General features: G+C 70.2%; 23 protein-coding genes. 15 read left to right on the forward strand and 8 right to left on the reverse strand.

The genetic code is table 11. The features are described from left to right. Positions 1-28: 28 nt before the first annotated feature. Entirely contained in the window at positions 29-898 is an 870-nt protein-coding gene (locus VEA62_RS12235) for a pyruvate, water dikinase regulatory protein (protein ID WP_324822025.1), read from the reverse strand. 515 nt (positions 899-1,413) lie between these two features. On the opposite strand from VEA62_RS12235, the gene hemE reads away from it, so the two are divergent. From hemE to VEA62_RS12290, 11 genes are all read left to right on the forward strand, one after another. Next, the gene (hemE, locus tag VEA62_RS12240; protein WP_324822027.1) at positions 1,414-2,457 is read left to right on the forward strand and encodes a uroporphyrinogen decarboxylase; all 1,044 of its coding nucleotides are present in this window, start codon (positions 1,414-1,416) and stop codon (positions 2,455-2,457) included. Next, entirely contained in the window at positions 2,454-3,512 is a 1,059-nt protein-coding gene (gene hemH / locus VEA62_RS12245) for a ferrochelatase (protein ID WP_324822030.1), read from the forward strand. The genes hemE and hemH overlap by 4 nt, the downstream gene beginning before the upstream one ends. Beyond that, the gene (locus tag VEA62_RS12250) at positions 3,509-3,988 is read left to right on the forward strand and encodes a CopD family protein (RefSeq protein WP_324822033.1); all 480 of its coding nucleotides are present in this window, start codon (positions 3,509-3,511) and stop codon (positions 3,986-3,988) included. The genes hemH and VEA62_RS12250 overlap by 4 nt, the downstream gene beginning before the upstream one ends. Positions 3,989-4,478: 490 nt before the next feature. Then, positions 4,479-5,894 (forward strand): transcription termination factor Rho, encoded by a 1,416-nt coding sequence (gene rho, locus VEA62_RS12255; protein WP_324822036.1) that lies wholly within the window; start codon positions 4,479-4,481, stop codon positions 5,892-5,894. Between the two features lie 39 nt (positions 5,895-5,933). After that, entirely contained in the window at positions 5,934-6,161 is a 228-nt protein-coding gene (locus VEA62_RS12260; protein ID WP_324822038.1) for a DUF6489 family protein, read from the forward strand. A gap of 136 nt (positions 6,162-6,297) precedes the next feature. Continuing rightward, positions 6,298-7,608: a tRNA uridine-5-carboxymethylaminomethyl(34) synthesis GTPase MnmE gene (gene mnmE / locus VEA62_RS12265; RefSeq protein WP_324822041.1), complete on the forward strand. Its 1,311-nt coding sequence runs from the start codon at positions 6,298-6,300 to the stop codon at positions 7,606-7,608. 212 nt (positions 7,609-7,820) lie between these two features. After that, positions 7,821-9,677, forward strand: a complete 1,857-nt coding sequence (gene mnmG, locus VEA62_RS12270) for a tRNA uridine-5-carboxymethylaminomethyl(34) synthesis enzyme MnmG (protein WP_324822044.1) — start codon at positions 7,821-7,823, stop codon at positions 9,675-9,677. 157 nt (positions 9,678-9,834) lie between these two features. After that, complete coding sequence (rsmG, locus tag VEA62_RS12275; protein ID WP_324822047.1) at positions 9,835-10,455, forward strand: 16S rRNA (guanine(527)-N(7))-methyltransferase RsmG; 621 nt, start codon at positions 9,835-9,837, stop codon at positions 10,453-10,455. Next, positions 10,445-11,251, forward strand: a complete 807-nt coding sequence (locus VEA62_RS12280) for a ParA family protein (RefSeq protein WP_324813668.1) — start codon at positions 10,445-10,447, stop codon at positions 11,249-11,251. The genes rsmG and VEA62_RS12280 overlap by 11 nt, the downstream gene beginning before the upstream one ends. 28 nt (positions 11,252-11,279) lie before the next feature. Further along, on the forward strand, positions 11,280-12,173 hold the full coding sequence (locus VEA62_RS12285) for a ParB/RepB/Spo0J family partition protein (RefSeq protein ID WP_324822050.1): 894 nt from the start codon (positions 11,280-11,282) through the stop codon (positions 12,171-12,173). A gap of 26 nt (positions 12,174-12,199) precedes the next feature. Further along, positions 12,200-12,385 carry a hypothetical protein gene (locus tag VEA62_RS12290; RefSeq protein ID WP_324822053.1) on the forward strand — a complete coding sequence of 62 codons (186 nt, stop codon included), beginning with the start codon at positions 12,200-12,202 and terminating at the stop codon, positions 12,383-12,385. A gap of 3 nt (positions 12,386-12,388) precedes the next feature. On the opposite strand, the gene holA is transcribed toward VEA62_RS12290, so the two are convergent. The 4 genes from holA to VEA62_RS12310 all read right to left on the reverse strand — a co-directional run bounded on the left by holA (position 12,389) and on the right by VEA62_RS12310 (position 17,009). Continuing rightward, entirely contained in the window at positions 12,389-13,441 is a 1,053-nt protein-coding gene (gene holA / locus VEA62_RS12295) for a DNA polymerase III subunit delta (RefSeq protein ID WP_324822056.1), read from the reverse strand. Positions 13,442-13,451: 10 nt separating this feature from the next. Next, the gene (lptE, locus tag VEA62_RS12300) at positions 13,452-13,937 is read right to left on the reverse strand and encodes an LPS assembly lipoprotein LptE (RefSeq protein ID WP_324822059.1); all 486 of its coding nucleotides are present in this window, start codon (positions 13,935-13,937) and stop codon (positions 13,452-13,454) included. After that, positions 13,937-16,504, reverse strand: coding sequence for a leucine--tRNA ligase (gene leuS, locus VEA62_RS12305; protein ID WP_324822062.1), 2,568 nt, complete (start codon positions 16,502-16,504; stop codon positions 13,937-13,939). The genes lptE and leuS overlap by 1 nt, the downstream gene beginning before the upstream one ends. Before the next feature lie 64 nt (positions 16,505-16,568). Then, positions 16,569-17,009 carry a DUF3576 domain-containing protein gene (locus VEA62_RS12310; RefSeq protein ID WP_324822066.1) on the reverse strand — a complete coding sequence of 147 codons (441 nt, stop codon included), beginning with the start codon at positions 17,007-17,009 and terminating at the stop codon, positions 16,569-16,571. 335 nt (positions 17,010-17,344) lie between these two features. Here VEA62_RS12310 and VEA62_RS12315 point away from each other — a divergent pair, with 335 nt between their 5' ends. Continuing rightward, the gene (locus tag VEA62_RS12315; RefSeq protein ID WP_324822069.1) at positions 17,345-17,743 is read left to right on the forward strand and encodes an NtrZ family periplasmic regulatory protein; all 399 of its coding nucleotides are present in this window, start codon (positions 17,345-17,347) and stop codon (positions 17,741-17,743) included. A gap of 2 nt (positions 17,744-17,745) precedes the next feature. Here the strand turns inward: VEA62_RS12315 and VEA62_RS12320 are convergent, their stop codons facing one another. Further along, positions 17,746-18,399 (reverse strand): thiamine phosphate synthase, encoded by a 654-nt coding sequence (locus tag VEA62_RS12320; protein ID WP_324822072.1) that lies wholly within the window; start codon positions 18,397-18,399, stop codon positions 17,746-17,748. On the opposite strand from VEA62_RS12320, the gene VEA62_RS12325 reads away from it, so the two are divergent. Continuing rightward, positions 18,398-19,117, forward strand: a complete 720-nt coding sequence (locus VEA62_RS12325) for a YggS family pyridoxal phosphate-dependent enzyme (protein ID WP_324822075.1) — start codon at positions 18,398-18,400, stop codon at positions 19,115-19,117. The two genes, VEA62_RS12320 and VEA62_RS12325, sit on opposite strands and share 2 nt — an antisense overlap. 62 nt (positions 19,118-19,179) lie before the next feature. Next, positions 19,180-19,866 (forward strand): response regulator transcription factor, encoded by a 687-nt coding sequence (locus VEA62_RS12330; RefSeq protein ID WP_324822078.1) that lies wholly within the window; start codon positions 19,180-19,182, stop codon positions 19,864-19,866. 109 nt (positions 19,867-19,975) lie between these two features. Here the strand turns inward: VEA62_RS12330 and VEA62_RS12335 are convergent, their stop codons facing one another. Then, positions 19,976-20,821 (reverse strand): hypothetical protein, encoded by an 846-nt coding sequence (locus tag VEA62_RS12335; RefSeq protein ID WP_324822079.1) that lies wholly within the window; start codon positions 20,819-20,821, stop codon positions 19,976-19,978. Positions 20,822-20,911: 90 nt separating this feature from the next. Here VEA62_RS12335 and VEA62_RS12340 point away from each other — a divergent pair, with 90 nt between their 5' ends. Continuing rightward, positions 20,912-22,321, forward strand: coding sequence for an SLC13 family permease (locus VEA62_RS12340; RefSeq protein ID WP_324822081.1), 1,410 nt, complete (start codon positions 20,912-20,914; stop codon positions 22,319-22,321). 7 nt (positions 22,322-22,328) lie between these two features. On the opposite strand, the gene VEA62_RS12345 is transcribed toward VEA62_RS12340, so the two are convergent. Continuing rightward, positions 22,329-23,123 (reverse strand): exodeoxyribonuclease III, encoded by a 795-nt coding sequence (locus VEA62_RS12345; RefSeq protein ID WP_324822084.1) that lies wholly within the window; start codon positions 23,121-23,123, stop codon positions 22,329-22,331. Between the last annotated feature and the right edge of the window lie 96 nt (positions 23,124-23,219).

Here is a 23,219-nt window from a genome sequence, read left to right on the forward strand (position 1 = left end):
GAGGCCAGGATGAGTCGCTCGCCGGCGATCACCAGCTGGTCCCCACCCGGTGCGTGCGCCGCTCGTTCAGGACGTTGATGATCGCCGCCGCCGTCTCCTCGACGGAACGGCGGGTCACATCGATCACGGGCCAGCCGCGGCGTTCGAACGCCCGTCGCGCCTTGACCGTCTCCTCGCGCACCGCCTCGTGATCGGTGTAGGCCGAGGCGCGGCCGGCGTTCAGTCCGTCCAGCCGGTTGCGGCGGATCTGCACCAGCCGGTCGGGCGACACCGTCAGGCCGATGATCAGCGGGTTCTTCAGCCCCACCAGCCGTTCTCCGTCCTCTTGTCCCGGCACCAGCGGCACATTGGCGGCGCGGATGCCGCGATGGGCCAGATAGATGCAGGTCGGCGTCTTCGAAGTCCGGCTGACCCCGCACAGCACCACGTCGGCGCTCTCCAATTGCTCGGTCGTGCCCTGGCCATCGTCGTGGGCCATGGCGAAGTCGAGCGCGGCGATGCGGTTGAAATAGTCTGTGTCCAGCGCGTGCTGGGCCCCGACGCGGGTCGACAGGGCGGCGCCCAGGTAGCGCGAGAGGGCGCCGACCAGCGGATCGAGGGCCGCGATCTGCGGCATGTCCAGTCGGCGGCAACCCTCCTCGAGCTGTTCGCGCAGGTCCCTGTCGACCAGGGTGTGCAGGACCACGCCGGGCGAGGCCGCGATCTCTTCCAGCACCCGGTCCATCTGCTTGGCCGAACGGACCAGGGCATAGATGTGCTCGATCGGAATGACGCCATCGAAGCGCGCGACCACCGCCTTGGCCATGGCGTTCAGGGTTTCGCCGGTGGAGTCGGAGACCAGATGGACGTGGAAATAGGTCGCCAGTCGCGAGACGCCGGCGGGACGGGCCGGACTCATGAGGTCAATCCGGTGGATCGGCTCATCGGAAGCTGTCCATGGCGGCGAGACTCCTGTGGACGGGGCCGGGCGCCGATCGCCCCGGCCGGTGCGCCGATCTCTATAGCCGGGTGGACCGGACCCGGCGAGCCGGGATGAAGGTGGATGGCGGCTGTGGCCTTCCGGCGAGTCGTCCCGTCCCGCGGCCCGTGGTTCTGATCGGGTGTGGACAGCCTTAACGAGACCTTAACGGCGCCCAACCACCCCCCGGGCCCGGCCCCCCTTGGAAGCCCGCGCGTTAAGGCCTCGTTAGCATTTATCCCCGCTTTCACCAGCCCGGTGGAGCCGTGGGGATGACGCCGCAGGAGGCTGCGGAAAATCTCTTCCGAAGGGGGCGCCGCGCCCATCTTATCCCCGTCATCCCCGGCCCTGCCTTCTTCCACCATCCTTCTCGAATCTCTTTTCAAGGAAGGATTGGGAGGTGCGACATGTCCGGGCTTGAGCGGGACCCGGCCCCCCGGTAAGCCCGACATCAGATGACCGTCTCCGACACCCCCCTGCTGCTCAAGGTTCTCGCCGGCGAGGCGACGCCGCGCCCACCGGTATGGTTCATGCGCCAGGCCGGACGATATCTCCCGGAGTACAGGGCTCTGCGGGCGACGACGCCGGATTTCATCTCCTTCTGCCTCGACCCGGAGAAGGCGGCCGAGGCGACGCTTCAGCCGATGCGGCGGTTCGGCTTCGACGCCGCCATCGTCTTCGCCGACATCCTGCTGATCCCCCGCGCCCTCGGCCAGGAGGTCTGGTTCGAGGCGGGCGAAGGGCCGCGGCTCGGGGCCCTGCCGCCGGTGGAGGCGATGCGGGCGCTGGCCTCCGGGGCCGGAGAGGCGCTGAAAGAGGTGGGCCAGACCCTGTCGATCGTCAGGGGCGGGCTGGAGCCGGACCGGGCCCTGATCGGCTTCGCCGGCGCCCCGTGGACGGTGGCGACCTATATGCTGGACGGCGAGGCCCGCAGCATCGGCAAGGGCGAGCGGGCCCAGGCCCGGACCTATGCCTATGCCGAGCCGGAGAAGGTGGCGGCGCTGCTCGACGTCCTTGTGGAGGCCACGGCCCATTATCTGAAGATGCAGGCCGACGCCGGGGCGCAGGTGCTGAAGATCTTCGAGAGCTGGGCCGAGGGACTGCCGGACGACCTGTTCGAAAGCCTCGTGCTCAGACCCCACCAAGCGCTGGTGAAGCGGGTCCGGGAGCTCGGCGTGGCCATCCCGCTGATCGGCTTCCCGCGCGGCTCGGCGGCGCTGGCCGAGCGCTACGCCGCCGAGTGCGACGTACAGGCCGTGGCGCTGGATACCGCCTGTCCGCTGGCGGTCGGGCGCCGGGTGCAGGCGATCAAGCCGATCCAGGGGGCGCTGGATCCGCTGCTGCTGCGCGCCGGCGGGCCGCTGCTGGACCGCCGGGTCGACCAGCTGCTTGAGGCCTGGGGGCAGGGGCCGTGGATCTTCAACCTCGGCCACGGCATCCTGCCGGACGTGCCGATCGCCCATGTCGAGCAGGTGCTGAAGCGGATCGGGGCCCAATGAGATCGCTCGCTGGCCGCCGCATCGCCGTGGTGCTGTTCAATCTGGGCGGGCCCGACGACCAGGCCTCGGTGAAGCCCTTCCTGTTCAACCTGTTCAACGATCCGGCGATCATCGGCCTGCCCGCGATCCTGCGCCGGCCCCTGGCGCGCCGCATCTCGAGCCGCCGCGAGAAGACCGCCCAGGCCAACTACGCCCTGATGGGCGGCGGCTCGCCCCTGTTGCCGGAAACGCGAAAGCAGGCCGCGGCGCTGAAGGCCGCCCTGGCTCCGCGGCTGCCCGAGGACGAGGTCCGCACCTTCATCGCCATGCGCTACTGGTCGCCGCTGACCGAGGAGACCGCCGCCGATGTGGCGGCCTTCGGGCCCGACGAGATCGTCCTGCTGCCGCTGTATCCCCAGTTCTCCACGACCACGACGGAATCCTCGCTGAAGCGCTGGAATGCGGTCTATGGCGGCGGGGGCGAGAGCCGCACCGTGTGCTGCTGGCCGGAGGCCCACGGCTGGGTCGAGGCCCAGGCCGCGGGGATTGTCGAGCAGCTGGACAAGGTCGGCGACCGTCCGGTGCGGGTGCTGTTCTCGGCCCATGGCATCCCCGAGTCCCTGATCCGCCGCAAGGGCGATCCCTATCAGGAGCAGGTCGAGAGCACGGTCGCCGCCGTCGTCGGCAAACTGGCGGCCATGGGTCGGCCGGTGGATCACGCCATCTGTTACCAGAGCCGGGTCGGGCCTCTGAAATGGCTGGGCCCGTCGACGCCTGAGGCGCTGGAGCGGGCGGGGGCCGACGGCGTCGGCGTCGTGGTCGTGCCGATCGCCTTCGTCTCCGAGCACGTCGAGACCCTGGTCGAGCTGGACACAGAATACGGCGAACTGGCCCACCGCCTCGGCGTCGCGCCCTATCTGCGGGTTGCGGCCGTCGGCACGGCCCCGGCCTTCATCACCGGCCTGACGGAGGCCGTGCTCCACGCCCTGTCGCGCACCGGGGTGGCGCCCTATGGTCCGGGCTGCAAGGGGGACTGGAAGGCCTGCCCCTGTCAGGCGGAGAGCCGGGCGGCATGAGTTTCGAGACGTTCAACATCGTGCGGGGCCTGCACATCCTGGCGGTGATCGCCTGGATGGCGGGGATGCTGTTCCTGCCCCGCCTCTACGCCTACGACGCCGAACAGGCCGACAAGCCGGAGCCGCTGCGCTCCGAGATGCAGGGTCTGTTGCGGGTCTGGCAGCGCCGCCTGCTCAAGATCATCATCAATCCGGCGATGAACACGGCCTGGATCTTCGGCGTGTGGCTGATCCTCATCCACGTCTACGGCTTCGGCGAAGGCTGGGGCTTCGTGGCCCGGCCGTGGGTGGCGACCAAGCTCGTGGCGGTCATAGCCCTGAGCGGCTGGCACGGCTTCCTGGCCGGCGAGCTGAAGCGCATCCATGCCGGTACCTCGACCCGCTCCGGCCGTTTCTGGCGAATGACCAACGAGATCCCGTTTGTGATCGCCGTCGTCGCGGTGCTGGCTGTGACGACCGAGGGCGTTTTCCGCTGACGATCGTTTGGCACTGTTTCCGGATTCGGGGCGCCAACCGTGCCAAACCGACAGCTCAACCATTTCAAGCGGATGAGCCGGTGGAACGCTGGTCTGGACCCTGAACCGTGCCAGATTTATGCGAAATGCCGCCTGCTGAAGCGCCGCTGGGCCGCCGCGCCTGTTCCGAATTTTCAAAGACCGCGCGCTGTCTTCGGAGCGCGGTCAGGACATGGGCGCCCGCGCGCCACGGTCAAGGCGGATTGCGGAATAAATTCCTTTCGCGCCAGCCGCCGATCCGCTCACGCTTGACCTGACCGCTCCAGCGTGGTTTCGCTGGCGGTGAACCGGTCCTGGCCTTCGCCGGACGGTCCCTCTCTCTCAACGATGCCGGCCGACGACACGGGCGGAGTCCATCGTTTCCCCTTCGGCCGCGAGGCCAGACATCGACAGCCGCCCAGACCCCGCCGGTTCGCGGGCGTCCCGGCGCGCACGCCTGAAGAAGATTTCCATGACCGACGTCCGCGACACCGATCCGACCGCCCCCGAGGCCGAAACCCTCGACGGCGACATGCCCTCCAACGAAGTGGCCGCGGCCGACCTGCCGATGGTCGACCAGGAGGCCGACGAGGACGAGGACGACGGCGAGCCGATCGTCCCCAACGGCCGCATCACCCTGGCCGAGCTGAACGAGAAGACGCCGGCCGACCTGGTCGCCTTCGCCGAAGGCCTCGAGATCGAGAACGCCTCCAACCTGCGCAAGCAGGACCTGCTGTTCGCCATCCTCAAGGCCCTGGCCGACGAGGAGGTCGAGATCATCGCCGACGGCGTTCTGGAGATCCTGCCGGACGGCTTCGGCTTCCTGCGCAGTCCCGACGCCAACTATCTGCCGGGACCGGACGACGTCTATGTTTCGCCCTCGCAGATCCGCCGCTTCGGCCTGCGCTCGGGCGACACCATCCACGGGGCCGTGCGCGGCCCGCGCGAGGGCGAGCGCTATTTCGCCCTGCTCAAGGTCGACACGATCAATCTGGAAGACCCGGAAACGGTCAAGACCAAGGTCCTGTTCGACAACCTGACGCCGCTCTATCCCGAAGAGCGGCTGCACATGGAAATCCAGGATCCGACGCTGAAGGACCGCTCGGGCCGGGTCATCGACATCGTCGCCCCGCTCGGCAAGGGCCAGCGCTGCCTGATCGTCGCCCCGCCGCGGGTCGGCAAGACGGTGATGCTGCAGAACATCGCCAAATCGATCGAGAAGAACCACCCCGAGGTCTTCCTCATCGTCCTGCTGATCGATGAGCGGCCGGAGGAAGTCACCGACATGCAGCGGACGGTGAAGGGCGAGGTCATCGCCTCCACCTTCGACGAGCCGGCCACCCGCCACGTCGCCGTCGCCGAAATGGTCATCGAAAAGGCCAAGCGCCTGGTCGAGCACAAGAAGGACGTCGTCATCCTGCTCGACTCGATCACCCGCTTGGGCCGCGCCTACAACGCCACCGTCCCGTCGTCGGGCAAGGTCCTGACCGGCGGCGTCGACGCCAACGCCCTGCAGCGTCCCAAGCGCTTCTTCGGCGCGGCGCGCAATGTGGAGCAGGGGGGATCGCTGACCATCATCGCCACCGCCCTGATCGACACCGGCTCGCGGATGGACGAGGTCATCTTCGAAGAGTTCAAGGGCACGGGCAACTCGGAGATCGTGCTGGACCGCAAGGTCGCCGACAAGCGCATCTTCCCGGCCATCGACGTGCTCAAGTCCGGCACCCGCAAGGAAGAGCTGACCACGCCGAAGGATCAGCTGGCCAAGACCTATGTCCTGCGCCGCATCCTCAACCCGATGGGTCCGCAGGACGCCATCGAGTTCCTGATCGACAAGCTGCGGCAGTCAAAGAACAATGCCGACTTCTTCCAGTCGATGAACACCTGACGGCGGGGTCGCCGTTTCACGTGAAACAGGAGCGACGCGATGAAGGTCAATGTCGAGATCGACTGTACGCCGGCCGAGGCGCGAGCCTTTCTCGGCCTGCCCGACGTCGCGCCGCTGAACGAGGCCATGGTCGCCGAAATGCAGAAGCGCATGGCCGACAATGTCGCGGCCATGCAGCCGGACGAATTGATGAAGACCTGGACCAGCTTCGGCCTTCAGGCCCAGGACCAGTTCCGCAAGCTGATGGAGGCGGCGGTCAAGCCGTGACCATCGCCTCCTCTCCCTGCGGGGGAGGGGGACCATCCGAAGGATGGTGGAGGGGCCAGCCCCGGACGCCCGCGGATGCCGTTTCGCCCCTCCCTCGCTTCGCGGTCCCCCTCCCCATCGGAGATGGGGAGGGGACATGAGCGCCGACACCATCTTCGCCCTCGCCACCCCGCCGGGCCGCGGGGCCATCGCCATCATCCGCCTGTCGGGACCGGGCACGGACGAGGCGCTGGCCCGCCTTGGCGCTGCCGGCCTGAAGCCGCGCATGGCCGCCCTGCGCGACCTCTCGCTCGACGGACGGGCCCTCGACCAGGCGCTTGTCCTCCGGTTCCCCGCCCCGAATTCCTACACCGGGGAGGACTGCGCCGAGCTGCACCTTCATGGAGGGCGAGCAGTCGTGGAGGCGGTCGGCGAGGCCCTGGTCGCGCTGGGCCTGCGGCCGGCGGAGCCGGGCGAATTCACGCGACGGGCCTTCGAGAACGGCCGCATGGATCTGGCCCAGGCCGAGGCCGTGGCGGACCTGATCGACGCCGAGACTACGGCCCAGGCGGCCCAGGCGCTGGGCCAGCTGGACGGGGCCCTGTCGCAGACCTACGCCGGCTTCCGCCGCGACCTGCTCAAGGCCCTGGCCCTGGTCGAGGCCGAGATCGACTTCCCCGACGAGGAGGTGCCCGACAATCTGGCCCGCACGGCAGGTCCGGTGCTCGACGGCCTGGTCGCCGACCTCAGGGCCGCCCTGGCCGACGCCCGGCGCGGCGAACGGGTGCGCGAGGGCTATCGCATCGTCCTGATCGGCGAAACCAACGCCGGCAAGTCGTCGCTGTTCAACGCCCTGGTCGCTCGCGAGGCGGCCATCGTCACGCCGATCGCCGGCACCACCCGGGATGTGCTCGACGCCGACCTGGTCATCGGCGGCTATGCGGTGACCCTGTCCGACACAGCCGGACTGCGCGAGAGCGATGATCCGATCGAGGCCGAGGGGGTCCGCCGGGCCCGGGCGCGGGCGGGACAGGCCGAGCTGCGGCTCTGGGTCCGCGCGCCCGGCGATCCGGAAGGCCCGGCCGCCGAATTCGTCCGGGCCGACGACCTGCTGGTCCTGACCAAGGCCGACATCGACCGGGCCGCGCCGCCGCCGGACCGGGAAGCGATCGTCGTCAGCACGGAGACGGGGGAAGGGCTCGCCGCCCTGCACGACTGGCTGGCCGCCCGGCTGGCCCGGGACCTGTCGGGCGCGGACTTTCCGGCGGTCACGCGAGAGAGACATAGGCGCCGGCTGGCCGAGGCGCTGGCGGCGGTCGAGGCGGGGCGGCGGGCGCTCGACCTCTCGCCCGAGATGGCCGGCGACGACCTGCGCCGCGCCGCCGACAGCCTGGCCCGGGTCACCGGCGCCATCGGGGTCGAGGATGTCCTCGGCGAGGTGTTCTCGAGCTTCTGTATCGGCAAGTGATCGTCTCCTCCCCATGCAATGGGGAAGGGGACCGCGAAGCGGTGGAGGGGCTCCGTCCGCGCCCCGGTCCGCCAACCCCTCCGTCTCGCCGGCTGCGCCGGCGATCCACCTCCCCATCGCATGGCGACGGGGAGGAGACACTTCTCTGTTTCACGTGAAACAGCCTACGGCGCCGGTGGCGAAGGCGGCGGTTTTCCCCTATGTCCCCGCCCATGAAGCGTTTCGATGTCATCGTCATCGGCGGCGGGCATGCCGGCTGCGAGGCCGCGGCGGCGTCCGCGCGCGCGGGCGCGGCCACCCTTCTGCTGACCCAGAAGCTCGAGACCATCGGCGAGATGTCGTGCAATCCGGCCATCGGCGGGCTCGGCAAGGGCCATCTGGTGCGCGAGATCGACGCCATGGACGGGCTGATGGGCCGGCTGGGCGATCTGTCCGGCATCCAGTTCCGCCTGCTCAACCGGTCCAAGGGAGCGGCGGTTCAGGGGCCGCGCAGCCAGATCGACCGCCGCCTCTATCGCGAGGCGATGCAGGCCGAGCTGGCGGCCACGCCGAACCTGACCCTGATGGCCGGTACGGCCGAAGGCCTGATCCTCGATGGCGGCCGGGTGGCGGGCGTCGTCACGGGGGAGGGGACGGAGCTGCGCGCCGGCGCCGTCGTGCTGACGACCGGCACCTTCCTCAACGGCGTGATCCACAAGGGCGACCAGCGCATCCCCGCCGGCCGGCATGGCGAGGCGCCCTCGACCGGCCTGGCCGCCGACCTGTATGGCGCGGGCCTGTCGATGGGGCGGCTCAAGACCGGGACTCCGGCGCGGCTGGACGGGCGGACCATCGCCTGGGACCGGCTGGAGATGCAGGCGGCCGACGAGGACCCCGTGCCGTTCAGCTTCCTGACCGATCGCATCGACGTGCCCCAGATCGCCTGTGGCGTGACCCACACGACGGCCGAGACGCACCGGATCATCGCCGACAATCTCGGCGACAGCGCCGTCTACGGCGGCCACCTGTCCGGCCGCGGCCCCCGCTACTGCCCCTCGATCGAGGACAAGGTGGTGCGGTTCGCCGACAAGACCTCGCACCAGATCTTCCTCGAGCCGGAGGGGCTGGACGACCCCACGGTCTATCCCAACGGCATCTCGACCTCGGTGTCCGACGCCACCCAGGCCGCCTTCCTGCGCACAATCCCGGGGCTGGAAGAGGTGGAGGTGTTCCGCTTCGGCTACGCCATCGAATACGACTACGTCGATCCGCGCGAACTGACGCCGGCGCTGGAGGTCAAGAAGCGGCCGGGCCTGTATCTGGCAGGCCAGATCAACGGCACCACGGGCTATGAGGAGGCGGGGGCGCAGGGGCTGATCGCCGGGCTGAACGCCGCCCGGGCGGCGGGCGGCTCCGATCCGGTCGTGCTCGGCCGGGACCAGGCCTATGTCGGGGTGATGATCGACGATCTGGTCACACGCGGGGTGACCGAGCCCTACCGGATGTTCACCAGCCGGGCCGAATACAGATTGACGCTGCGGGCCGACAATGCCGATCAACGGTTGACCCCCATCGCCATCGAAGCGGGCATCGTCTCGGCCGCGCGCCAGGCCGCGTTCGAGGCCAAGGCCGCGCTTCTGGCCGAGGCCGCGGCGCTGGTGCGCGGCGCGAGCTATACCCCGAAGGAGGCGGGCGCGCTGGGCGTCGCGGTCAACGCCGACGGGCAGCGCCGCTCGATACGCGACCTGCTGGCCTTCCCGGGCGTCGATCTGAAGACCTTCGAGGCGGCCCACCCGGAGATCGCCGCCTGGCCGCGCCAGGTGCGCGAACAGATCGAGATCGACGCGGGCTACGCCGGCTACCTCGATCGCCAGGCGTCCGACGCCGAGGCGCTGCGGCGGGAGGAGGCCCTGGCCCTGCCGGTCGACCTCGACTACGCCGCCATCGGCAGCCTGTCGAACGAGGTGCGCGAAAAGCTGATGCTGATCCAGCCTCGCACGCTGGGGCAGGCGGGCCGGATCGAGGGTATGACCCCTGGCGCCCTCACGGCCCTGCTGTCGCACGTGAAGCGGACCCGGGTGGCGGCGTGACAGTTGAACGTCTTGTCTCCTCCCCACGCCGTGGGGAGGGGGACCGCGAAGCGGTGGAGGGGCTGTCCGCTCGCCGCGTCGGCGTGTCTGGGGGGAACCCCTCCACCACCCTTCGGGTGGTCCCCCTCCCCATCGAGGATGGGGAGGAGACGCGGTCGTGACCCCTTCCGAATTCCAGGCGCTGACCGGCGCCCACAACGTTCAGCTTGCCGATCTCGAGACCTTCGTCGCTCGCCTGGCCGAGGCCAATGCGGTGATGAACCTCGTCGGGCCGGACACAATTCCGGACGTGTGGACCCGGCACCTGTGGGACTCGGCCCAGTTGCTGGACTTGGCCCCGGAGGCCCGGACCTGGGCGGATCTCGGGGCCGGGGCGGGCTTCCCCGGCGTCGTGCTGGCCATCCTGCTCAAGGGGCGGCCGGAGGCGCACGTCTGGCTCATCGACAGCCTGGGCAAGCGCTGCCGCTTCCTGCAGGCGGTGGTCGACGAACTGGCCCTGCCGGCGACGGTGATAAACAGCCGGGCCGAGGATCAGGCCCTGAAAGTCGACGTCGTCACCGCTCGCGCGGTCGCCCCGATGGAGAAGCTGCTCGGCTATGCACAGCCTTATCTACAGCGCGGCGCACAGGGGCTGTTTCTCAAGGGGGAAAAGGCCGAGGCTGAGTTGATCGAAGCCCGCAAGGTCTGGCATTTCGAGAGCAGCCTGTCCGTCTCGCGCAGCGATCCGCGCGGCCGTATCGTTTCCGTCCGGAGCCTCCGCCGTGTCCATAGCCGGTAAGACTCGCGTCCTCGCCGTTTCCAACCAGAAGGGCGGTGTGGGCAAGACCACCACGGCGATCAACCTCGGCACCGCCCTGGCGGCGATCGGGGAGAAGGTGCTGATCGTCGACATGGACCCGCAGGGCAATGCCTCCACGGGCCTCGGTGTTCCACGTGAAACACGACGGGTGACCATCTACGACGTCATCGTCGACGGGCGGTCGGTGGACGACTCCGCGGTGCAGACGGCGGTGCCGGGGCTGCACATCATTCCCGCGGACGCCGACATGTCGGGCGTGGAGATCGAGCTGAGCCAGGCCGACCGGCGCTCGTTCCGCCTGCGCGACGCCCTCGCCGGCCAGGGGGCGGAGGGGCAGACCCGGTATGACTATGTGCTGATCGACTGCCCGCCGTCGCTGAACCTGCTGACCTTGAACGCCATGGCCGCGGCCGACGCCGTGCTGGTCCCGCTGCAATGCGAATTCTTCGCACTGGAGGGCCTGACGCAGCTGATGAAGACCATCGAGATGGTGCGCCAGAGCCTCAATCCGACGCTGGAAATCCAGGGCCTGGTCCTGACCATGTACGACCGTCGCAACGCCCTGTCGGGACAGGTCGCCGCCGATGTGCGCGCCCATTTCGGCGACAAGGTCTATGAGGCGGTGATCCCGCGCAATGTGCGGGTCTCGGAGGCGCCGTCGTTCGGCAAGCCGGCGCTGATCTACGACCTGAAATGCGCCGGCAGCCAGGCCTATCTGCGTCTCGCCCGCGAGGTGGTGGCGCGCGAGAAAACGCGGCGGCTGCAGGCCGCCTGATGCAATTTCATAGAACGGAATCAGTCTCTTGAGCGAACGTCAACGCGGCCTGGGCCGGGGATTGTCGGCCCTTCTCGGGGAACAGGCGAGCGAGGCCGTGCCGGTCGACGGCTCGGCGGCGCCGGCCGGCGTCCGCTTGGCCCCGATCGAGGCCCTGAAGCCCAATCCCGATCAGCCGCGCAAGATCTTCGGCCAGGCCGAACTGGCCGAACTGGCCGAGTCGATCCGCGACAAGGGCGTGCTGCAGCCGATCCTCGTCCGCCCGCATCCGACCGAGGACGGCGTCTGGCAGATCATCGCCGGCGAACGCCGCTGGCGCGCCGCCCAGCTGGCGCGGCTGACGCAGGTCCCGGTCATCGTCCGCGAGATGGACGACGTCGCGGTGTTCGAGGTGGCGATCATCGAGAACGTGCAGCGGGCCGACCTGAATCCGCTGGAGGAGGCCGAGGCCTACCGCCTGCTGATGGAGCGGTTCGGCCGCACCCAGGACGCGGTCGCCGGCGTCGTCGGCAAGAGCCGCAGCCATGTGGCCAACACCCTGCGCCTGCTGCAGCTGCCGGAGGAGGTGCTGTGGTACGTCCGGAACGGCAAGATGAGCGCGGGGCACGCCCGGGCCCTGATCACCGCGCCGAACCCCGCGGCGCTGGCCGAACAGATCGTCAACGAGGGCCTGAACGTGCGCCAGGCCGAGGCGCTGGCGCGGCGCGCCGCCGAAGGCCCGAAGGCGGGCAAGGCCAGGCCGCGCGCGGGGGCGCAGGCCGGCGAGGGCGGCGCGGATATCGCGGCGCTGGAGCAGGACCTGACCGATGCGCTGGGCCTGCAGGTGCAGCTGGCGGACCGCGGTGGCAAGGGCGAGCTGATCCTGCGCTACGCCACGCTGGAGCAGCTGGACGACCTGTGCCGCAGGTTGATGCGCGGCTAGTCCATGGGGCGTGCTAGGGTGACGGCATGACCGAGAAACCGAGCAATCCGACCGCCGAAGCGATGAAGAAGGCGCTGGCCGCCAAGAGGGCCGGCGGCGGCCCGGCCCACACCGGCCTGCAGGGCTCCGCCCGGGCCGAGGAGAAGGCCCAGAAGGCGCGCAATGTCGCGCTGGCCAAGCCGGCGTTCCGGAAGGCGTCGAAGCGCGGCTAGACCCTACAGACCCAGCCGCCGCGCCCGCGCCGAAATCTCCAGCAGCAGGCGTTCGGCGATAAGCTGGTCGGGCGAACCGGTCGTCTTGGTGGCGACGTCGGCGGCGTTGACGCTGTCCAGCACCTTGTCGAGATCCTCGAGCCGCCAGCTGCGCGCCTGACGCAGCATCTCCGCCTCCTGCTTCCAGAACACGCCGGCGGCCTTGGCCGCCTCCTTCGCCCCCGCGCCATTGGCTTGCAGCACGTTGATGCGGCGCAGCTTGCCGAGGTGTATCGACGCCTGGCGCACGGCCATGACAGGCGACTCGCCCTCGGCCAGGGCGCGGCGCAGGCCGGACTGGGCCGGGGCGGGCCGGCCGCCGAAGGCCTGCAGCGCCGCATCCTGGAGAGAGGCGTCGGGCTCGACGCCGAGGTGCGCCTCCAGTTCGGCGACGTCGATGGTCTTGCCCGAGCCGGGGCCGATGTAGAGGACCAGCCGCTCGATCTCCTGGCGCATCAGGCCACGCTCGCGAGGCAGGCGGGCGACGAAGCGGTCGAGCGCGTCCTGGGTCAGGCCGACCTTGTCGGCGGCCAGCGCCTCGCGCGTCATCCGCGCCACGTCGCCGGTCTCGTCCTCGTAGCAGGCGATGGCCACCGCGCCCTGCGCCGCTTCCGCCGCCTTGCGCAGGGCTGAGTCGCGGCCCAGCGCCCCGGCCTCGACGACCAGCATGGCGTCGGGGTTGTAGGCGCCGTCCGCATGGGCCTTGAGCGCCGCGGCGATCAGCTTGTCGACCGAGGCCTTCTCGCTGCCCAGCCGCACCCGGACAAGGCGGCGGCCGCCGATCATCGACAGGGCGGTCAGGGCTTCGTCGAGCCGCGCCTCGTCGCCGTCTATGTCGCTGTCGGTCAGGACGGTGACGTTGAAGGGGTCGTTCAGGTCGGGGGTTATGGCCCGGCACAACTGGGTCGCGCGCTCGGCCACGCCGGAGCGGTCCTTGCCGTGGATGACGGCGGCGCGCACCGCACGGTCGGGCGACTTGAGGAAGCGATCGACCTCGGGCCGTTTCGCCAGGATCATCGGGGGCCCGTCACGGCTGGTCCGGGAGGGCCCGCATCAGGTCCAGACGGATCTGGCGCGCCAGTTCGGCGGCGGCGCGCTCCTCGCCGTCCTGCTGGGCGGCGATGGCGGCGTAGGGCTGGTCCGCGGCGGCGTAGGTCGTGGTCACCGTCTCGACACCCGACAGCGGCGAGCCGCCGCCCATCGGGGTGAGGGTCCAGGCGCCGCGCACGGTCAGCTCATAGCGGGTGGCGGTGTCGTCGATGCGCCGGCCGAGCGGACGGCGCGACTGCTCGACCGTGGTCTGCAGCCGCCACAGCGGAGCCTGGGCTCCGTCGTAGCCAAGCGCATCCTCCAACTGCTCGCGCAGCCGGTAGCCGAGGCGGTCGTCCTGGGTCGTCACGGCGATGCGCGACAGGCTGGAGCCGACCCCGGCGTCGCCGTAAAGCGGCGTGAACCCGCAGCCGGCCAGCGCCAGTCCCACAAGCGCGACTATGGCCGCCGCGGGCGCGCGCATCAGCCGACCACCAGATTGACGATCCGATCCTTGACCACCACGATCTTCTTCACCGTCTGACCCTCCAGCCGCGCCCGCACGTCCGCATCGGCCAGGACGATGGCCTCGACCTCGGCCGGTTCCAGTCCGCGGGCGACGCGGATCTCGCCGCGGCGCTTGCCGTTGACCTGTATCGGCAGGGTGACCTCGTCATCGGCCGCCAGGGCCGGATCGTACTCCGGCCACGGCGCGTCGAGGATCATCCCCGCTTCGCCGAGCCGCGTCCAGCCTTCCTCGGCCAGGTGAGGGGTGAAGGGGGCGACCAGCCGCAGCAGGGCCGACAGGGCCTGCCGTTTTGCGTCGCCGCCGGCCGCATTGTGATCTCGCACCGTGGCGACGAAGGCATAGAGCTTGGCGATCGCCGAGTTGAAGCGGAAGCCGGAAATGCCTTCCGACACCGCCTTGATCGCCTTGTGGGTCTCGCGGATCAGGGAGGCGTTGGCGGTCTCGTCTCCGGCGACAGCGGGGTCGAAGCTGTCGACCTCGGTCCAGACGCGCTGGACGAAGCGGCTGGCGCCCTCGACGCCGCCGGGAGTCCACTGCACGTCGCGCTCGGGCGGACTGTCCGACAGGACGAACAGGCGGCCGGCGTCGACGCCGTAGGCATCCACGATCTCCTGGGGGGCCACGACGTTCTTCTTCGACTTCGACATCTTCTCGATGTCGCCGATGGTGAGCGTGGCGCCGTTCGACAGACGCCGGGCGATGCGGACGCCATCCACCGTCTCGATGCGTACGTCGGAGGGTTCGACCCAGTTCGGACGCCCAACCTCGTCAACGCCGTCGAAATAGGTCTCGTGGACCACCATGCCCTGGGTGAACAGGCCGGCGAACGGCTCGCGGACGTTCATCAGGCCGGCGTCGGTCAGGGCGCGCGAGATGAAGCGGGCGTAGAGCAGGTGCAGGACCGCGTGCTCGACCCCGCCGATATACTGGTCGACCGGAAGCCATTTATCGGCCGCCGCCTTCGAGATCGGCCCGGCGGCCGTGGGATCGGCGAAGCGGGCGAAATACCAGCTGGAGTCGACGAAGGTGTCGAGCGTGTCGGTCTCGCGCTCGGCCGGGCCGCCGCAGGACGGGCAGCTGACGTGTTTCCAGGTCGGGTGGCGGTCGAGCGGATTGCCCGGGGTGTCGAAGGTCACGTCCTTCGGCAGCTCGACCGGCAGGTCCGCGGCCGCGACGGGGCCGCAGGACGGGCAGTGGACGATCGGGATCGGGCATCCCCAGTAGCGCTGGCGGCTGACGCCCCAGTCGCGCAGGCGGTAGATGGTCGCGCCCTGGCCCTGACCGGCCGCCTCGACGCGGGCGATGGCCTCCGCCTTGGCTGTCTCAATATCGAGACCGTTGAGGAAGTCCGAGTGGAAGATCGAGCCGGGGCCGACGTAAGCCTCTGTTCCGACGTTGAAATCGTCGCCCGCACCGTCAGGTCTCACCACCGGGATCACCGGCAGACCGTATTTGCGTGCGAAATCGAGGTCGCGCTGGTCGTGGGCGGGGCAGCCGAAGATGGCGCCGGTGCCGTATTCCGACAGGATGAAGTTGGCGATCCAGACGCTGACTTCGCGGCCGTCGAACGGATGCAGCACCTTGAGGCCGGTGTCGAAGCCGATCTTTTCGGCCTGCTCGATCTCCGCCTGGGTCGAGCCGCCCTTGCGGCATTCGGCGATGAAGGCGGCGGCGCGGGGATCGCGTTCCGCCAGCTCCCTTGCGACAGGGTGGTCCGGCGCAACGCCCATGAACGAGGCGCCGAACAGGGTGTCGGGGCGGGTGGTGTAGATCTCCAGCCCTTCGGGCGCGGTCTCGGGCGCGGTCCCCGCCCAGCGCCAGGTCATCTGCAGGCCCTTCGAGCGGCCGATCCAGTTCTCCTGCATCAGCCGGACCTTGTCGGGCCAGCGGCCCTCAAGCTCCTTGAGGCCTTCGATCAGGTCGTCGGCGTAGTCGGTGATGCGCAGAAACCACTGGTTCAGCTTGCGCTTCTCGACGATCGCGCCGGAGCGCCAGCCGCGGCCGTCGACCACCTGTTCATTGGCCAGGACGGTGTTGTCGACCGGATCCCAGTTGACCACGGAGTCCTTGCGGTAGACGAGGCCGCGCTTGAACAGTTCGAGGAACCAGGCCTGCTGCTGGCCATAGTAGGCCGGGTCGCAGGTGGCGAATTCGCGCGACCAGTCCAGGGACAGGCCCAGCAGCTTCAGCTGTTCGCGCATCGTGGCGATGTTGGACCAGGTCCAGTCGCCGGGGTGAATGCCGCGTTCGATGGCGGCGTTCTCGGCGGGCAGGCCGAAGGCGTCCCAGCCCATCGGGTGCAGCACGTCGAAGCCCTGGGCCCGCCTGGAGCGCGCCACCACGTCGCCCATCACATAGTTGCGGGCGTGGCCCATGTGGATGTTGCCCGACGGATAGGGAAACATCTCGAGCACATAGTATTTCGGCCGGCCGGTCTCGCCGGTCGGCGTGCGGAAGGCGTCGGCGGCCGCCCAGCGGGCCTGCTGGCGGGGTTCGGCGGTCTTGGGCTCGTAACGGGCCACGATAGTCCTTCAGGCTGCTCCTGAAGGACGCGGCCTTGAGGAGGCTATGGTCGGGGAGAGGGGATCAGCCGGCGTTCTGCAGGTTGAGCTGGCGCGCCTTGGTCAGGATGGCGTTTTCGAGGTCGGTCTCGGTCTGGGCAGCCACGGGAGCGCCGGTCCAGCCGCCGTTGGCGTCGCGCACTTCCTTGGTCACCGTGACGTTCAGCGCGTCGGCGCGAAGACGGGTGTCGAGGATGAAGACGGTGGCCTTGAAGCGCTCGTTCGGAGTCTGGGGGTCGGTGTACCAGTCGTAGTTGATGACGCCGCCCCACGGATCGGCGTTGGCCAGCGGCATGAAGCTGAGGGTGTCCAGGGTGGCGCGCCACAGGAAGGCGTTGACGCCAATGCCCGTCTGGCCCGCCGTAGCGGGCTTGGCGCCGCCGCCCAGGCCCGGAACCCCGCCGCATCCGCCCAGCATCAGACCCGAGGCGATCAGGGCGATCGCTGCGCCGCGAACCAGCACCATCGAGAAACTCCATTCCATCGAGACGTGCGGCGGGCCGTCCCGCGCACGCGCCGGCTCACCCACGGGGGCGCAAAGCCGAAGCGACGCTCTATAACACGGTGAAAAGGGGCGATGACAAGGCGAAGTCGCGGCGCAGGCCCCGCTTGAAGGCGATCCGGCGTCCCGAACGCGTCCGGCGCGACTTGGGACCCGTGACGCTCGCGCCACAGGAGTCCCTCCGAGTCTTGCGGAACCATAGGTAAGAGGCCACGTTTCGTTGACCGGGCTGACCAGCGGTGTCTAATCGCTGGCAAGGACCGTGGCGGGAAACTCCGCCGCGGCATGAAGGGCAGGACATGCGCAAGACGAGCGCCGTCATCGCTGGACTCGCCGCGGGGCTTGCGCTCCTGGCCGTGGCCGACGCCGCCTCGGCCCAGGCCGCTTCCTCGCGCACCCGCGCTCCCGCCGTCAGCCTGTCGGAGGCCCAGGCCGCCCGATCCGCGGCCCCGGGCCAGTCGCGCCTGCGCTTCACCGAACGCGGCCGCTGGGGCCTGGACCTGAACCTGAGCCAGCCCGTCGGCCGCGAGAGCAACCTCGGCGACGTCGAGGCCGGGGCCTACTACCGCGTCAACCCGCGCCTGCGCGTCGGCGCCACCGCCGGCCTGGCTGAGCCGGAAGCCGATCCGGCCCGCGCGCCCCAGACCGACCGCCGCGCCGCGCCGCGTTTCCGGCTGGAATCGATCTTCCGCTTCTAGCGTCAGTCCGGGCCGAACGCCGCCTGGATCGCCGACACCCCCGCAATTCCGCACGCGCCCGAGCCAGCCAGCCGGCGGGCGGCGCCGCTGTCTATGCCGCCGAGGGCGTAGACCGGCGGCGTCGCGCCGAGCGCGGTCGCCCGGAATGCCTCGACTCCCAGCGGCGGCCGGTCGGCGGATGAGCCGCCGGCGGCGAACACCGGCGACAGAACAGCCGCATCGAGGCCTTCCGCGCCCGAGAGCGCCCCGGCGGAATGAACCGCGCCGGTGATCCGCCAGTCCGGCCGCGCGGCGGCCAGGGCGGAGGCCCGGCCGAGCGCCCGTTCGGGCAGGTGGACGCCGTCGGCCTCGACCGCTTCGGCCAGTTCGGCGTCCAGTCCGACCAGCAGGAGGCCGTCGCGGCGGCGGGTGGCCTCGCGCAGGCGAAGGCCCGTCTCTCGCGCGTCGGCGGCCCCGAAGGCCCGGAACACCACGCCCGATCCGGCTGGCAGGCGGACGGCGGTCTCCCACGGGCGCGGGGTGCGCACCGGGTCGGTGAAGAACAGCAGCGGCGGCAGGTTCGGGCCCGGCCGGCCGGCGGCGCGGCTGACATTGGCCGCGTCCCGTGCGAGGAGGCTGGCGACCTCCCACAGGATTTCCGCGTCGGACCGGTTCATGGCTTCCTCTTCTCCCGATCCCGCCGATACGTCCAGCGCCGTCGCCGCGCGGTTCGCGGCCGTGCGCCGGCGCATCGCCGACGCCTGCCGGGCGGCGGGACGGAACCCCGGGGACGTCGTCCTGACCGCGGTCGCCAAGACCCAGTCCGGGGAGGCGCTGGCGGCCGCCCTCGCCACGGGCCAGCGGGTGTTCGGCGAGAACCGGGTGCAGGAGGCGCAGGCGCACTGGCGCGAGCTCCGGCATGGCCTGCCCGATCTGCAGTTGCGGCTGATCGGGCCGCTGCAGACCAACAAGGCGGCCGACGCCGTCGCCCTGTTCGATGTGATCGAGACCCTGGACCGGCCGAAGCTGGCCGATGCGCTGGCGGCGGCGGCCGAAAAGGCGGGTCGGACGGTGCGGGTGCTGGTCCAGGTCAACACCGGGGCCGAGCCGCAGAAGGCCGGGGCGCTGCCCGGGGACGCCGACGGCCTGGTGGAATACGCCCGGGCGAGGGGTCTCGCGGTAGAGGGCCTGATGTGCATCCCGCCGGCGGAGGAGGCGGCCGGGCCCCATTTCGCCCTGCTGCGCAAGATCGCCCGCCGCAACGGCCTGGGCGTTCTGTCGATGGGCATGAGCGGCGACTATGAGACCGCCATCCGCTTCGGCGCGACGCATGTGCGGGTCGGATCGGCGTTGTTCGGGGAACGAAACCGGCCCGAAACGCCCTCTAGAGACTGAAAACCGCTCCGCTTCGGGCCAAACCCTTGGCGTAACGGCCGACGCTCGCCATTCTGGTATCCATGCCCACGCCCAAGACGATCCTGATCATCGACGACGACGACGACCTGCGCGAGGCGCTGGCCGAGCAGCTGGCCCTTCACGAGGCCTTCCGTCCGGTTCAGGCCGCCACGGCCGCCGAGGGGGTGAAGCTGGGCCGCGAGACCCGGGCCGACCTGATCCTGCTCGACGTCGACCTGCCCGACATGGACGGGCGCGAGGCCTGCCGGCTGCTGCGCAAGGACGGGGTCTCGACCCCGATCATCATGCTGACCGGCCAGGCGTCCGACGCCGACACCGTGCTGGGACTGGAATCCGGGGCCAACGACTATGTCACCAAGCCCTTCCGTTTCGCGGTCCTGCTGGCCCGCATCCGCGCCCATCTGCGCAGCCACGAGCAGTCGGAGGACGCCGTCTTCCGCATCGGCCCCTACGAATTCCGGCCCGCCGCCAAGGTCCTGATCGACGACAAGGGTCGCAAGGTGCGGCTGACCGAGAAGGAAACCAGCATCCTCAAATATCTCTATCGCGCCGGGGCCAAGGCCGTGTCGCGCGAGGAGCTGCTGACCGAGGTGTGGGGATACAACGCCGGCGTCACCACCCACACGCTCGAGACCCACATCTACCGCCTGCGCCAGAAGATCGAGCCGGAGCCCGGCCAGGCGCGGCTGCTGCTGACCGACGCCGGCGGCTACCGGCTGCAGCCCTAGACCGCCTTTGCTTCAGGTCGGATCGACCTGAAGCCAGAGACTGGTCCACTATCATGATGGAGCGAGATCTGAGCCGAGTTGGACTGCGCCCGACTCATCCGATTTCGCTCTAGCCGGGTCGCCACTCGCTGAGCGTCTCTCCGGTCGCGCCGTCCTCGTAGGCGAGCCGGTCGAGGACCACGCCGACCGCGCAGGGCGGCCGGCTGTCAGCGCGGTTCACCCGGCAGCGGATCACCCGGCCCCCGGCCCATGGCGTCAGCCGGCCCTCCAGAACCAGGCGGTAGCCCCGCGCCGGATCGGGCGCGGGGGCGTCCCCCTGGGGCCGGACGGTGAAGGTGAAGGCCCGGTCGTCGGCCCGCCCGAGACGCGAGGCGCCCTCGGCGCGGAGCAGCGCCAGCGCCACTTTCGGCGGGGCGGGCAGGTCGAAGGCGTCCAGCACGGGCAGGCCGGGCGCGGGGCAGCCCTCCGACCGCATCCAGGGCTGGTTGACCCAGAGGCCGCCGACCCGCTCGAACCCGTTCACCGCCGGCCCGGTCGCGTCCCCCGCCGTCCAGTCGGCAGGCGTGAAGCGAAGCCGGATCGTCCGGCCGTCGGGGCCGCGGCTCCAGCGGGGCGCCCCGGCGTCGACCGCGCCCTCCGGCGGCGCCGGTTCCGGCCCGAGGCAGCCGAAGGCGATGCGCATCCTGAACCGGCGATTGGCGAGGGAATCCTCCGCCACGGGCGGCAGTCCGGCCGCGGTTCTGGAGGCCGCCGCGTCGACGGCGGAAAGGATCGCCGCCCGGTCCAGGACCGGATCGGCCAGTGGAGCCGCCGCCGGCGGGGCGGGCCGCGGCGTCTCGGGAACGGCCGGCCGCCGCTCGCCGCAGGCCGCCACGGCCAGTCCGGAGACGCCGGCGAGCAGGAAAAGGCGCGCGGGCCGGAGGGCGTTACGGGCGTTCACGGCTCTGTCAGACATGGAACGAGGCTAGCACGTCACGCGCTGGAAACTCGACCTTGACCGTCAGCGAGGGGTTGACGGGGACGGCCGGGGAGGGTCGGGAAGGGCATGACCTTCGATCAGATCGCGGCCCTGCTGGTGCTCGTCGCCGTGGTCGGGGTGCTGATTCACGGCCGGGTTCGCGCCGACGTGGTGGCCCTGACCGGCGCCGCCGCCCTTCTGCTGCTCGGCGTTGTGCGGCCGGTCGAGGTCCAGTCCGCCTTCGCCAGTCCGGCCGTCATCGCCCTGGCCGGCCTGTTCGTCATCGCCTACGCCATCGAGCTGTCGGGCCTGCTGGGTCTGATGATCCGCCAGGCCACGCGGCTGGCCTCGCGGGTTGGCGCGATCGGCATCTGGGCGGTGCTGGGCATGTGCGGCGGCCTTGGCGGCTTCCTGAACAATACGCCCGTGGTGGTGCTGGCCGCGCCGGTGATCCGCGACGTGGCGCAGTCGCTGAAACTGTCTCCGAAGCGATTCCTGATGCCGCTCAGCCATATCTCGGTGCTCGGCGGCCTGCTGACGCTGATCGGCACCTCGACCAATCTGCTGGTCAACGACATGGCCCGCAACGCCGGCCAGCCCGTGTTCAGCCTGTTCGAGATCACCCCGGTGGGCCTGTCCATCGCCGCCGTTGGGGCCCTGTGGCTGTATTTCGTAGGGGCGCGGCAACTGGGCCGCAGCGTGGCCGCGGACGAGGCCGAACAGGCGCGGCTGGCGGAGCTGGAGGAGAGCCGCCGCAAGGCCGAGGCGGAGGCGGCGGCGAGGCGGCGACGCATCCTGCCGTTCAACCTGCCGCGACTCGGCGAGGCGCGCACCAATGACGACGGCTCGGGCGACGCGCACCTGGGCGACGTGGCGCTGTTCGGGGCCGCCGACCGACCGTTCGATCTGAGGCGATCGCTGATCGCGGCCGGGGTCTTCGTCGTCGTCGTGGCCGCGGCCGGGCTCGGCTGGGCCCCCATCGCGGCCTCGGCCTTCGCCGGGGCCGTCGCCCTGATCCTGCTCAAGGTGATCACCCCGGAGGAGGCCTATGCGGGCCTCAGGCCGGAGATCCTGCTGCTGATCGCCGGCATGGTCGTCGTCGGCATCGCCATCGAGGTGACGGGGCTGGCGGCGGCGGGGGCGGGCGTCCTGATCGAGGTGCTGCGGCCGTTCGGCCCGCTGGTCGGGCTGATCATCCTGTACGGCGTCACCCTGTTCGCCACCGAGCTGTTGTCGAACGCGACGGTGGCGGTGCTGATCACGCCGATCGCGGTGGCGCTGGCGGAGAGCTTCGGCGTCGATCCGCGGCCGTTCCTGGTCGGGGTGATGATGGCCGCCTCGGCCGCCTTCGCCACGCCGTTCGGCTACCAGACCAATGTGCTGGTCTTCCAGATGGGCGCCTACAGCTACATGGATTTCGTGCGCGTCGGCGTGCCCCTGAACCTGGTGACCTGGGCGGCGGCCATGGTCGCCATCCCGATCTTCTTCCCGTTCTAGGGTCCGGCTAGACGTCGAGGTCCATGGTCACCGGGGCATGGTCGCTGGGCTGGGTCCATTCGCGGACGGTGTCGTGGATGCGCGCGCTTCCGGGCTTCACCGCGGGCGTCAGACCGGGCGATGTCCACAGGTGGTCGAGGCGCAGGCCGCGGTTCGACTTGCGGAAGTCGGCGGCGCGGTAGCTCCACCAGCTGGCCAGCTTGACCGGCTCCGGTATCTGGGCGCGCACGACGTCGGTGAAGCCGCCGGCGGCCTGCAGGCGGCGCAGGGTCTCGACCTCCAGCGGCGTGTGGCTGACGATCTTCGACATGTAGCGGTGATTCCAGACATCGTTCTCGCCGGGCGCGATGTTGAAATCGCCGGCCAGCACCAGCGGGCGCTGGCGGTCGCGGATCGACATCTCCGCGGTCAGCCGCTCGTAGAAATCCATCTTGTGATCGAATTTCGGGTTCAGCTTGCGGTCGGGCGTGTCGCCGCCGGCCGGGATGTAGAAATTCTGGATCTCGACGCCCTCGACCATGGCCGCCACGCAGCGGGCGTGGCCCTCGCGGCAGACGTCGAGTTTCGGGGCCTCGGCGATCGGCCTGCGGCTGGCGATGGCGACGCCGTGCCAGCCCTTCTGGCCGCCGATCTTCAGATGGGGCAGGCCCATGGCCTCGAAGGCGGCGCGGGGGAACTGGTCCTCCAGGCATTTGATCTCCTGCAGGCACAGGACATCGGTTCCGCTTTCGGCGACGAAGCGGGCGACCTGGTCGATGCGCAGGCGGACGGAGTTGATGTTCCAGGTGGCGATGCGAAGCATGGAGGGTTCTTAGTGGGAGCGCGTCCAAAAGGCTCCGCCTTTTGACGCTTCGCGCCGCCCTTCGGGTCGACCCATTCGCTTTCGGGCCGCATCGGG

The sequence above is a fragment of the Brevundimonas sp. genome, assembly GCF_035627475.1.
Taxonomy (GTDB): Bacteria; Pseudomonadota; Alphaproteobacteria; order Caulobacterales; family Caulobacteraceae; genus Brevundimonas.

Excerpts from the sequence above, each read along its gene's own strand:
- VEA62_RS12235 (WP_324822025.1), bottom strand. The coding sequence starts at position 898 with ATGAGTCCGGCCCGTCCCGCCGGCGTCTCGCGACTGGCGACCTATTTC.
- hemE (WP_324822027.1), top strand. The coding sequence starts at position 1,414 with ATGACCGTCTCCGACACCCCCCTGCTGCTCAAGGTTCTCGCCGGCGAG.
- hemH (WP_324822030.1), top strand. The coding sequence starts at position 2,454 with ATGAGATCGCTCGCTGGCCGCCGCATCGCCGTGGTGCTGTTCAATCTG.
- VEA62_RS12250 (WP_324822033.1), top strand. The coding sequence starts at position 3,509 with ATGAGTTTCGAGACGTTCAACATCGTGCGGGGCCTGCACATCCTGGCG.
- rho (WP_324822036.1), top strand. The coding sequence starts at position 4,479 with ATGACCGACGTCCGCGACACCGATCCGACCGCCCCCGAGGCCGAAACC.
- VEA62_RS12260 (WP_324822038.1), top strand. The coding sequence starts at position 5,934 with ATGAAGGTCAATGTCGAGATCGACTGTACGCCGGCCGAGGCGCGAGCC.
- mnmE (WP_324822041.1), top strand. The coding sequence starts at position 6,298 with ATGAGCGCCGACACCATCTTCGCCCTCGCCACCCCGCCGGGCCGCGGG.
- mnmG (WP_324822044.1), top strand. The coding sequence starts at position 7,821 with ATGAAGCGTTTCGATGTCATCGTCATCGGCGGCGGGCATGCCGGCTGC.
- VEA62_RS12290 (WP_324822053.1), top strand. The coding sequence starts at position 12,200 with ATGACCGAGAAACCGAGCAATCCGACCGCCGAAGCGATGAAGAAGGCG.
- holA (WP_324822056.1), bottom strand. The coding sequence starts at position 13,441 with ATGATCCTGGCGAAACGGCCCGAGGTCGATCGCTTCCTCAAGTCGCCC.
- lptE (WP_324822059.1), bottom strand. The coding sequence starts at position 13,937 with ATGCGCGCGCCCGCGGCGGCCATAGTCGCGCTTGTGGGACTGGCGCTG.
- VEA62_RS12310 (WP_324822066.1), bottom strand. The coding sequence starts at position 17,009 with ATGGTGCTGGTTCGCGGCGCAGCGATCGCCCTGATCGCCTCGGGTCTG.
- VEA62_RS12315 (WP_324822069.1), top strand. The coding sequence starts at position 17,345 with ATGCGCAAGACGAGCGCCGTCATCGCTGGACTCGCCGCGGGGCTTGCG.
- VEA62_RS12325 (WP_324822075.1), top strand. The coding sequence starts at position 18,398 with ATGGCTTCCTCTTCTCCCGATCCCGCCGATACGTCCAGCGCCGTCGCC.
- VEA62_RS12320 (WP_324822072.1), bottom strand. The coding sequence starts at position 18,399 with ATGAACCGGTCCGACGCGGAAATCCTGTGGGAGGTCGCCAGCCTCCTC.
- VEA62_RS12330 (WP_324822078.1), top strand. The coding sequence starts at position 19,180 with ATGCCCACGCCCAAGACGATCCTGATCATCGACGACGACGACGACCTG.
- VEA62_RS12335 (WP_324822079.1), bottom strand. The coding sequence starts at position 20,821 with ATGTCTGACAGAGCCGTGAACGCCCGTAACGCCCTCCGGCCCGCGCGC.
- VEA62_RS12340 (WP_324822081.1), top strand. The coding sequence starts at position 20,912 with ATGACCTTCGATCAGATCGCGGCCCTGCTGGTGCTCGTCGCCGTGGTC.
- VEA62_RS12345 (WP_324822084.1), bottom strand. The coding sequence starts at position 23,123 with ATGCTTCGCATCGCCACCTGGAACATCAACTCCGTCCGCCTGCGCATC.